This window comes from Ruegeria sp. YTSA219, assembly GCF_059609985.1.
The window spans coordinates 52,223-62,748 of record NZ_JBXWMT010000018.1; the positions used below are offsets into that span (position 1 = coordinate 52,223).

The following is a 10,526-nucleotide window of genomic DNA, read 5'->3' on the forward strand; positions in this document are numbered from 1 at the left end:
CAGCTGCTAACCCTGTGCAGAAAGCTCCACCATTTCCCTGTGCCGGTCCCGCGCCTGCCCCTGTACACGCTTGACGAAGGGCTGAGGCAGCTCCGGGCCAAGGCGCGTCCCATATTTTTCGCAGGATTTATCACCGATCAGCTCAGCGAACCTGACCCATGTCCGAAAGGCAAAAACGTCCCGCAAGCTGAGGATCGGTTTGGAATTGCTTGGTCTTTCCGGGGCAGGCATCGGAATGTCCGTGAAATACGCCTCTTCGATCCCGCTCCAATCGGATGGTGTTTCAAAGTCGTCACCCGCACCCTCGGAATACTTAAACGCGGGGTATTCCATACTGTATTCAGAACATCCGTGGGATATTTTTGAGTGAACCCCAGTGATCTCAAATTCCGCCTGTGCGGCACGGAAAATCGCAAGACACTCTTTCGCCTCTGCGATCGACTCACAATAGATATACGCCTTATAGGGAAACTTGACCGCTTCGCGCAGCTCGATCATGCTTTTTCTGGCATTGTCCCTGGGCAGCTGCAGGTTGAGCAGCAAGAAATAGACCTGAAACATCCCCTCAAGGTTCTCAGGCAGGATCTGCACCTTGTAGCACTCGTGGCACAGTCCACAAATCACCTTGGTTTCTTCAAAGAAATTCAGGCGTTGGCCGCAATTCCCATGCTCGCCATTGATGGTGATGGTTTGACCCACATAGATCTGGGCGATGGGCACGGCCAACTGGATTTTCTGTGTGTCCAGGGCTTTCATCCAACCAGAATAGGCGGCGGTCTGCCGTCCGGTGTCGACCAGGGCTGCCTGCCAGCCCTTTTTCAACCCGCCCGTCACCTCAAGCTGCGCTTTGCTGTAGGCGCCCAGATGCTGTTTCGGTAGGTTGGAGTATTCCAGCATCGTCACAAGCTGCCGGATGGCCTGTCGGTCATTGGGCTTGAGTGAAACCCGCTTCTCAAGACGTTCCAGCTGCGCGTAATCCATCACTCTGGCCTCCTGCTTCGGGTTTGGCCCGCCAGTTTTTCTTGTGATTGCGCCGAATGAGGTCGCCGTCAACTGAAATGCGCGAAACTGGCTAGCTGCCGGATTGTTCTGAGACGATCTCTCCGAGCCGGGTAAAGAATTTCCCCGACAGTTTCTTGGCAGTCCCGGCAATCAAACGGCTGCCAAGCTGGGCGATCTTGCCGCCGACATCCACCTTAGCAGTATAGGCAAGAACCGTCTCGGACCCGTCTTCGGTCAGGGTCACATCGGCACCGCCCTTGGCAAACCCCGCAGCCCCGCCCTTGCCCTCGCCCTGCAGCGAAAATCCGTCCGGTGCCTTGGATTTATCCAGCGTGACCTGACCCGCGAACCGCGCTTTCACCGGACCGATTTTCAGAACCACCTTTGCCTCAAGGTCTTGCGGCGAAGATTGGGTCAGCTCTTCGCAGCCGGGGATACATTCCTGCAGGATATCGGGGTTGTTCAGCGCCTCATACACCACGTCCCGCGGGGCAGCGATGCGGATTTCGTCACTGAGTTGCATTCTGGCATCCTTCGCACAACAGCTTTGTGCCTATCAATAACGCGGTTTTTGCCAAATGTTTCAATTTTTTGTTTCAGATCAGGATACCCGACCCAAAATCTTACCTAATCGGGCGCCACCGGTTTGCGGTGACGCCCAATGCGGTCAGTCGCTGATCGCGCCCTCTTCGTCGCGGCGCTGATGCATCTTGGCTTTGACACGCGCGCCTACAATCAGAGGCAGAACAAATCCGATCAGGGCAATGGACCACAAGCCGATGGCCAGCGGGCTGTCAACCAGCGTCCACCAGTTGCCATTGTCGATGGTGACCGCACGGCGCAGGTTATTCTCCATCGAGTTGCCCAGCAGCGTGCCCAGAATGATCGGCACCAGCGGCACGTCCAGCTTGCGCAGAACCCAGCCCATGACACCGAACCCGATCATCACCAGCAGATCAAAGCTGGACCCCGAGATGCCGTAAATACCCACAAAGCTGACCATCGCCACGACGGGCATCAGGATACGCGAGGGCACCATCAGGACGCGGGTGAACAGGCCCACCATCGGGATATTCATCGCGAGCAACATAAAGTTGGCAATGAACAGTGCCGCAATCAGGCCCCAGACCACATCCGGGTTCTGGGTGAACAGCAGCGGTCCGGGCGTGATATTCAGCGCCAACAGAACCGCCAGCAGCACGGCGGTGGTCCCTGACCCCGGCACGCCCAGCGCCAGCATCGGCACCAAGGCCCCCCCGGCGGCGGCGTTGTTGCCGGCCTCGGGCGCGGCGACGCCACGCGGATCACCGGTGCCAAATGTGTTGTCCTTGTCGACCAACCGTTTCTCCATCGAATAGGAAATAAACGAGCCCAAAGACGCCCCGGCCCCCGGCAGAACCCCCGCCAGAAAGCCCAAGAATGAGGTGCGCAGCATGGTCGGCATGCATTGCTTGATCATCGACATCGGCGGGTAAAGCCGCCCGATATTCAACTTGCGCCCAGCGGCATCCGATCCGCCATGACGGTTTTCCAGAAAGATGAACACTTCGGACAGTGCAAACAGGCCGACAATGGCGACAAGGAAATCCAGCCCATCATACAGGTGCACTTCGCCAAAGGTGAACCGAGGCACGCCGGTCTGGGTATCGACACCAATGGTCGCCAGCCCAAGGCCCAGCGCAGCGGCAAAAGCCGATTTCGCCTGATTGGTCGAGGACACGCCGCCCAGCGTCATGAAGGCCAGCGCGAACAGGGCGAAATACTCAGCCGGTCCAAACAGCAACGCGATCTTGACCAGCTGCGGCGCCAGAAAGATCAGGCCCCATGTGGCCAGAAACGCACCAATGAATGAGGCGATACCGGACAGCGAGAGCGCCTCGCCCGCAAGGCCTTTTTTGGCCATCGGATGCCCGTCCAAGCAGGTCATCATCGCAGGCTCGTCCCCAGGGATGTTCAGCAGGATCGATGAGATTCTCCCGCCATACATTGCCCCATAATAAACACTGGTCAGCAGGATCAGAGACGGCGTCGCACCCAGCCCCAGCGTGAACGCAAGAGGGATCAAAATGGCCACGCCGTTCGACGGTCCCAGACCGGGCAACGCGCCCATGATCGTGCCCAGAAAACAACCCAACAGGGCCAGCAACAGGTTTTGCCATGTCAGCGCGATAGCGAATCCATCGCCAAGGGATGCAAGAGTTTCCATGACGTTCCCCTTAGAAACCCAATGGTCCGCGAGCCAGTGACAGGCCCAGAACCAGATGGAAGATGACGTAGATACCGACAGAAGTACCGATTCCGACCACTACGCTTTCGATCGGACCAGATCCCAGCCGCCAAGCCAGGTAAGCCGCAGCAAAGGCGGTAGAGATTACAAATCCCAGAACCGGCAACAGCTCGGCATAGAAGATCATCACGACTACAGCGGCGCCGACTTCGACCAGCCGGCCCAGCGCGGGCCACTCGGGCTCGGCATCCGGGCGCAACGCGATGACCGCGCTGGAAAGGCCAAGGATGGCGGCGACAATCAGTGGAAAGGCCTTGGGGCCAACCGCGTCTGACAGAAAGCTCTCTTCAATCGCCAGCGCTGACAGGGCAAAGCCGATGGCAAGAAGAATGCCGAAGACCCCGAATATGCGATCACTCATGGGTATCTCCTATGTAAGGGAAGTATGGGTCTGGTCGGGGTGCCGCGCGCCCGGCGCGACACCCCGCTCTCAGGTGAGTGCTGGTCTTATTTGATGATCCCGATCTCTTTCGAGATGGTCTGGATCTGACCCACGGATTGCGCAACAAAATCCTGGAAAGCTGCGCCTTGCAGGTCCAGCGGGGCCAGACCATTGGCGGCCATGACCTCTTTCCATTCATCCGAGGCGTAAAGATCACCGATCTTACCGACCCAATCGCCATAGGCCTCATCGCTCATTCCGCCAGGGGCGTAAAACCCGCGCCAGTTTGCGCCGATGGCATCAATGCCCTGTTCCTTGGCCGTCGGGAAATCGGCGAATTCGCCGGGAAGACGTTCAGGCGCCAAAACGGCGATGACTTTGATATCGCCCGAGTCGACAAAACCCTTGGCTTCCGAGATGTCACCGGTAAAGGCTTGAACCGAACCGGCCAACAGCTGGGTCACAGCTTCGCCGCCGCCATCAAAGGCGATGTATTTGACCGACCGTACGTCCTCGATGCCATAGGCATTGGCCGCGATCAGAACCTTCAGGTGATCCCAACCGCCCACGGCGGAACCGCCCGCCACGGACACAGACGTCGGGTCGGATTTGATCTGATCCAACAGGTCGGGCAGCGTGTTAACCGCGCTATCGGCTGCAACGGCGATCACGCCATAATCCGCACCGATGGCCGCTAGCCAACGCACCTGATCCATGGTGTTGCCTGGATAGGCGCCCTGCGCCAGGCGGGTCGCCGTGGCTGCGCTGGCCGCTACGATCAGCTCATTATCCTCGCCGCGCTTGTTGACGACCTCGGCAAAGGCAACACCGCCACCGCCGCCGGCCAGGTTCACAACCTGCATGGTCTGGTCGATCAGACCCAGATCCTGCAGAGATTTACCGACCTGACGGCAGGTGAAATCCCAACCGCCGCCGGGGTTGGCCGGGGCAATACATTCCTGTGCGCTGGCGCTCACGCCGGACAGGGCAAAAACAGCAGCCGCAATCGCGCCGCTTGTTCCAAACAGTTTCATTCGTGTCTCCTCCTCTGGTCTTTTTGGGCTGCGTCCTGCAACCGAAACCTGTTCCCGCAAGGGTCTGTCCTTGCGGGCTGGTACTGTTTACAGAATAATGCTGTCACGAACCTGTCACAGAAATTCAGGGCAGGGCGCGGGGGTACAATGCGCGTATTGATGATCGAGGATGCCGTAGATCTGGCCGAAGGCGTAATAGCTCATCTGGCGCGGTCGGGCGTTGTCTGCGATCTGGCGACCACTGTCGAATCCGCACGTGATTTCCGCGCAGTTCAAACATATGACGCGATGCTTTTGGATATAAACCTGCCTGACGGGTCCGGCCTGAACTTTCTGGGCAAAATCCGAGACAGCGGCGACCGCACCCCAGTGCTAATGCTGACGGCACTGACTTCGGTCGAAGATCGTGTCGCCGCTTTGGACAAAGGTGCCGACGATTATTTGGGCAAGCCTTTTGACCAGCGCGAGCTTGAGGCGCGGTTGCGCGCCCTTGTCCGGCGCGATGCCGATCGCAAAAGCGAACAGATCACGCTGGGTCCGCTGATCTATGCCGCCAAGGATCGCAACGCCACGCTGAACGGTAAACGCCTGAACCTAACCGCGCGCGAGGCGGCGGTCCTGGACGCCCTGATCCGGCACGAAGGTCAGTATCTGTCGAAATCACGGCTGTATAACTCGCTTTACGGGTTCGAAGACGCCGATGTGGGGGAAAACGCGATCGAGCTGTATATCGCACGGCTCCGCAAAAAATTCACCGGCAGCGCCATCAGCATTACCACCCAGCGTGGGGTGGGGTATCGGATCGGTCTGAATGACTAGGCTGCGCCTGCCCCACAGCCTGACGGCCCGCGTTCTAAGCGCGGTGGTTCTGATCCTGGTTCTGGGCGGGTTTCTGGTTGGTCTGTCGATCTGGGCCAATGGTCGCCTTGCTGCGCGGCAGGCCTATGACCGGCTGCTGCTGGGCGCGGCCAGTGACATTGCCGAATCCGTTCGCATTCAAGATGGCCAACCCTTTGTCGACCTTCCAGTCTCGGCCTTTCAACTGTTGGCACAGGCGCCTGATGACCGTATTTTCTATGCGGTTCAGGTACCGGATGGCCCGTTCATAACCGGGCTGGACCGGGACACCGTGATCGAGGTGCCGCCACAGACTGGCACTGCGCCGGTCTATTTCGCCTCTGATCTGAACGGGGAACCCGCCCGTTTCGTGCGCGTTACCCGCCTGTTTGCCGAGCGCGATTTCTCGGGCGAGGTGGAAATTCTGGTCGGCCAAACCCTGCGCGCGCGCCAATCCATGACCGTGGGCCTGATGCGCGATGCCCTGCTGCCGATGGCATTGGCCGGGCTGTTGCTGCTGATCATGTCGTGGTTTGTCACCCGCTCGGCACTGCGCCCGCTTGAGGCGCTGTCCGATGATCTGACCCGCCGCGATCCCTATGACCTGACGCCGATGGCCAGCGACGGGTTGCCACGCGAGTTGCAGGTGATGCTAAGCGCGATGAACCGGTTCATGGGGCGGCTGGATCGGCAAGTGGACACGATGCGAAACCTGATTGCCGACACCGCCCATCAGCTGCGCACACCCGTGGCCGCAATCCGGGTACAGGCCGAGATTGCGCAGGACGATCCCGACCTTCCAGCCCGCACGCGCGCGCTGGATCGGCTGTTGGGGCGCACCCGGTCACTGGGCACGCTGCTGGATCAGTTGCTGTCGCGCGCCATGGTGATCCACCGTATCGACAGCGCCCCGCGGCTGCCCGTCGACCTACGCGAAGTGGCGCTGGACGTGCTGGAACACAGCGATCATGAATTGATGGCCCCCACCATCGAGGTGCGTCTGGAAATCGGCGATACGCCAGTTCTTGTGAATGGCGATGCCTTTTCGATCGGCGAAGCCGCCAAGAACCTGCTTGGCAACGCTCTGCGTCATGGTCTGCCACCCGTCCTTATTGGCGCCGCGCAAGAGGGCGTGCGCGCTGTTCTGTGGGTGCGCGATCAGGGACCCGGGCCTGCGACCATAATCGCCGATCAGCTGGGGGACCGGTTCAATCGCAGCACCGGTTCGGGCGAGGATAGCACCGGCCTGGGCCTGTCCATCGTGAAATCCACCGCTGAGGCCTTTGACGGCCGAGTTGAGATGGGGCGGGATGAAACCGGGTTTCGCGCTGCGCTGAGTTTCCCGGCCAAAACAGATGAGAGCAGCACATGATCCGAGCTCTAGGCCTTGTCGCGCTGAGTTTGATTCCTTCGCTTTCGCGCGCCCAAGAAGCCATCGCAGAATTCGGCGCAGGTCAGGATCCGATGTTGATCCGGTCAACCACCGACATTGCGATCATCGCCCCCGTGCTCGAACGATTTACGGCGCTGAACCCCAATCTGCAGGTCACTTATGAACAATGGGGATCTAACGCTCTGTTCCAACACAGCCGCACGGTCTGTAAAACAGGTGAGAATCCTGCAGACATCGTGTTCTCATCCGCGATTCAACAGATGGTCTGGCTGGTGAATTCGGCCTGCGGACACCGGTTTCAATCCGACCTTACCAATGCCCTGCCCGCCGCGCGACGCTGGCGGGATGAGCTTTGGGGGATCACCACCGAACCCGCCGTCATCGTCTATAACAAGACCTTGTTACAGGATCAGAACGTCCCACGCAGCCGGTTCGCCCTGCTGGACATGATGCGGACCCAGCCGGATCTACTGCGTGGGCGCGTGGCAACCTATGACATCGCGGCCTCGGGTCTGGGTTATCTGTTTGCCTATGGAGACAGCCTTGAGGCCACGACTTTCGGCTCTTTGATCGAAGGTTTTGCACGTATCGACGCGGTGGCCACTTGCTGTTCTGCGGAAATCATCCGCGATGTGGCCAATGGGCGCTTTTTGATCGCCTATAACGTTTTGGGGTCTTATGTGGCCAATGCCAAGGCCCCGGGCATTGGGGTGATCCTGCCAGAAGACTATACTCTGGTCCTTTCACGTGCCCTGATGATCCCGCGCCAGGCGCGGAACAAACAAGCCGCCACGGAATTCTTGGATTTTCTCCTGTCGCCACAGGCGCAAACCCTGCTGGCAACTTCGGGTCTCGTCGCCCAGATGGACACAGCCGATACGGGGTTAACGCCCAGCGCCCGAAGGTTCATCGCCCTGTCGCCGGCTCTATTGGTGGCCAGAGATCAGAACCGACGGGCCGAGCTGTTCAAGCTGTGGAACGACGCCTTCGACGTGGAAAGTGCGCGCTAGGTCTTTTCGTCGATGGCCGGTTCGATATCAGGCCGAACCGGTTCGATCTCTGCCTCTATAACCTCAGGCTCATCGGCCTCGTCGACCTCTTCCATGTCGGGCTTGGCCTTGTCCTCAAGCGCGCCAACAATCAATGGCAGCATGTGAACACCGGTGGCCGAGGCGATCTCTGGCGTTTGCGGCGTTTGCCAGCTGAGCGTGTCAAAGCTGTGGCAGTTCTGACAGACCGGACCCCATTCTGGCTGAATGTCATGGCAGTTGTCGCAGACCCATTGCGGCCCGCGCGGCGCGTTCAGCGCCTTTGCCAGCCAGCCCTGCACAACCACATCCGAGGCCCCTTCGCCGCGTTCAATCGCTGCCATCAGCGTATAGGCGCGGGCATCAGCCTGTTTTTCGACCACATCCCCCAGCGCGCGGCGGGCTTCGGGGAAATCTTCGGCGACGATGTTCAACTCGGCCAGAATCAGACAGGTTTCCGGATTCTGCGCGTGTATGCGGGTCAACGTCGCAAAGCGTTTGATGCGCTCGGCCGGTGATTCATCCGGTGCAATATCGGCAAAGGCATGGGCCAGATCGGGATGTGGCTGTGCCTCCCATGCCTTTTTCAGAATCTTCGTTGCGGCACGCGGCTTGCCTTTTTCGATATAGGCACGGGCAGCCATCGCTGCGGCAGGCACCAAATCAGGGGAAAGGCGGTTGGCCTCGATTGCCTGTTCCTGCTGTTCTACGGTCGAGCTTTCGTCCAGAATGCCCTTTGCCTCGGACAAGGCGAGCACCGCATCGCGGCGCTTGAACACATCGCGGGGCAAATGCCCGGATTTCAGCTTGGCGGTCAGCGTTGATCGGGCCCCAGCCCAATCCTGCGACTTGGTCTGCAGGCCCAGCAGGATATCTTGCGTTTCCTGATGGCGTGGCTTGATGGCCAATGCCTTTTCGGCCAGCTTCCGGGCGGTGTCATCATCGCCTTCGGCCAGCTTCTGCTTCATGATACCGCGCACCCCCACAAAACGCGTGGCATTATTCGTTACCAGTTTCTTATAGGTTTCAGATGCCTTTTGGGTATCGCCATTCATCTCGGCGGCCTGGGCCACCAGCAGGTTGGTCAGCTCGGGTTTGTTCAGCAGCTTTTCGGCCTTGGCGGCCTTGTTCATCGCGATCCGCCCCTCACCCGAGGCAAGCGCCATGATCCCATCGGTTAATGCCTGATATCCGCGCTGTTCCCGGCTGCGGTCGAAATAACGCGATAGGGCTGTTTCATCCCCATTGAGGAATTTCAGCGTGGCGATCAGCAGGGTCAGCAGCTTGAAGAACAGCCAGATCGCAATGATCATCACGCCCAGCGCAATGACCGATTGAAGCGGACCAAGCGTGTATTCCGTGCCACCCGCTGTGATCTGCACCCCGCCTTTGGTTTCCATAAGGAACCCGGCGCCAAGAGCCAGCAAGCCGACAATCGCAACAAAAACAAGGATCTTAAACAGTGACCACAGCATAGCAGGCCCCTCAGTTCGAGTTCGCGCTTGAGGCAAGCGCATTTGCAGAATCCACAGCAGAAACCCGCGTCTGGGCCGCCTGTTCCCACCCTTCAAATGCAGCTTTGGCTGCATCGGGCAGGGATTTCAGCTCATCCAGGGCAGCAGAGACATCTCCGCCCGACAAAGCGGCTTGAGCCCGCGACAGGACCGCATCGGGGCTGTCACCTTCTTGCGGGGTAACCGAACGTGCACCTGTCTGGCGCTGCAAAAACGCGACAATTCCGGTGCCCTTGTCCGCGTCCCGCGCATCGGCCAGCGCCGTGCGCGCAGCGGGCGCAAAGCTGTCCTGAAGTGCTGCAATCGTCGCGACACCTTCGGTTGCCGGTGCTGCCAGCGCCTCGGGAACGGTTACGCCTGCGGCCTTCAGTTCTGCAATCAGGTCGCCATAAGGTTGACCCGTATTCAACTGTTCATGCACCCGTGACAGAAGGGCTGCATTGGTCGCCGCCAGCGATTTTGCTGCAGCCTCGGCCTCGAGCGTCTGAGCGTCGGACACCATCTTTTCCACCTCGGCCCGTTGCGCGGCCAAAGAGTCCTGGAGTTTTTTCAGCTCGGCTTCGATGGCCGCGCCGGTTTCAGGTGAAGCGCCCTGCGTCAGCGCGCCACTTTCCAACTCGGCCAAACGGCTGGCAAGCGGATCAACCTTGTTGGTCAGATCGGATATGCTGGACTTCACCCCATCCAGATCAGCGGTGATTGGCGCGATTTGGCTGGTCAGCGCGTCAATCTTCTGGGACAGGTCCGATCCGTCGGTCAGAGACTTCGACAGTGTTGATATCTGATCGGATTGTGCGATCAGCTTCGCCTCAAGCGCAGCGATTGCGTCGGACTCACCCGAGGAGAACGCGCCGCTTTGACCCAGAGCGAACCCGGCCGCCGCAGCAATCGCACCGCCAATCAGCGCCGGGATAAAGCCGCCGCGTTTTTCGACCGGCGGTTCTGCGACGGTCTGATCAGGCGACGTAAGAGCGGCTTCGGCTTCGGCTTCGGCTTCGGCTTCGGCTTCGGCTTCGGCTTCGGCTTCGGCTTCGGCTTCGGCTTCGGCT

The 10,526-nt window shown here is 59.5% G+C and carries 10 protein-coding genes; 3 read left to right on the forward strand and 7 right to left on the reverse strand.

All coding sequences use genetic code 11. From position 1 onward, the window contains the following. Nucleotides 1-6: 6 nt before the first annotated feature. The 5 genes from AC2FFB_RS18505 to AC2FFB_RS18525 form a co-directional block, all read right to left on the reverse strand. On the reverse strand, nt 7-981 hold the full coding sequence (locus AC2FFB_RS18505; RefSeq protein ID WP_281973874.1) for a hypothetical protein: 975 nt from the start codon (nt 979-981) through the stop codon (nt 7-9). Nucleotides 982-1,072: 91 nt separating this feature from the next. After that, complete coding sequence (locus AC2FFB_RS18510; protein ID WP_496875280.1) at nt 1,073-1,525, reverse strand: SRPBCC family protein; 453 nt, start codon at nt 1,523-1,525, stop codon at nt 1,073-1,075. 144 nt (nt 1,526-1,669) lie between these two features. Then, on the reverse strand, nt 1,670-3,208 hold the full coding sequence (locus AC2FFB_RS18515) for a tripartite tricarboxylate transporter permease (RefSeq protein WP_142637508.1): 1,539 nt from the start codon (nt 3,206-3,208) through the stop codon (nt 1,670-1,672). 10 nt (nt 3,209-3,218) lie between these two features. After that, on the reverse strand, nt 3,219-3,650 hold the full coding sequence (locus AC2FFB_RS18520) for a tripartite tricarboxylate transporter TctB family protein (protein WP_142637505.1): 432 nt from the start codon (nt 3,648-3,650) through the stop codon (nt 3,219-3,221). An 86-nt stretch (nt 3,651-3,736) separates the two neighbouring features. Continuing rightward, complete coding sequence (locus tag AC2FFB_RS18525) at nt 3,737-4,705, reverse strand: Bug family tripartite tricarboxylate transporter substrate binding protein (protein WP_142637503.1); 969 nt, start codon at nt 4,703-4,705, stop codon at nt 3,737-3,739. 147 nt (nt 4,706-4,852) lie between these two features. On the opposite strand from AC2FFB_RS18525, the gene AC2FFB_RS18530 reads away from it, so the two are divergent. From AC2FFB_RS18530 to AC2FFB_RS18540, 3 genes are read left to right on the forward strand one after another with little or no spacing between them, the layout of a single operon-like run. Further along, nucleotides 4,853-5,524 (forward strand): response regulator transcription factor, encoded by a 672-nt coding sequence (locus AC2FFB_RS18530; RefSeq protein ID WP_496714289.1) that lies wholly within the window; start codon nt 4,853-4,855, stop codon nt 5,522-5,524. After that, nucleotides 5,517-6,914, forward strand: a complete 1,398-nt coding sequence (locus AC2FFB_RS18535; RefSeq protein WP_496875281.1) for a sensor histidine kinase — start codon at nt 5,517-5,519, stop codon at nt 6,912-6,914. The genes AC2FFB_RS18530 and AC2FFB_RS18535 overlap by 8 nt, the downstream gene beginning before the upstream one ends. Then, a complete protein-coding gene (locus tag AC2FFB_RS18540) occupies nt 6,911-7,945 on the forward strand; it encodes an ABC transporter substrate-binding protein (RefSeq protein ID WP_496875282.1) in 1,035 nt (344 codons plus the stop codon). Before AC2FFB_RS18535 ends, AC2FFB_RS18540 begins: the two co-directional genes overlap by 4 nt. Here AC2FFB_RS18540 and AC2FFB_RS18545 read toward each other — a convergent pair. Further along, nucleotides 7,942-9,438 (reverse strand): heme biosynthesis protein HemY, encoded by a 1,497-nt coding sequence (locus AC2FFB_RS18545; protein ID WP_496693127.1) that lies wholly within the window; start codon nt 9,436-9,438, stop codon nt 7,942-7,944. The two genes, AC2FFB_RS18540 and AC2FFB_RS18545, sit on opposite strands and share 4 nt — an antisense overlap. A 10-nt stretch (nt 9,439-9,448) precedes the next feature. Continuing rightward, nucleotides 9,449-10,526: COG4223 family protein (locus tag AC2FFB_RS18550; protein WP_496690521.1), on the reverse strand; the 1,078-nt coding region annotated here is incomplete at its 5' end.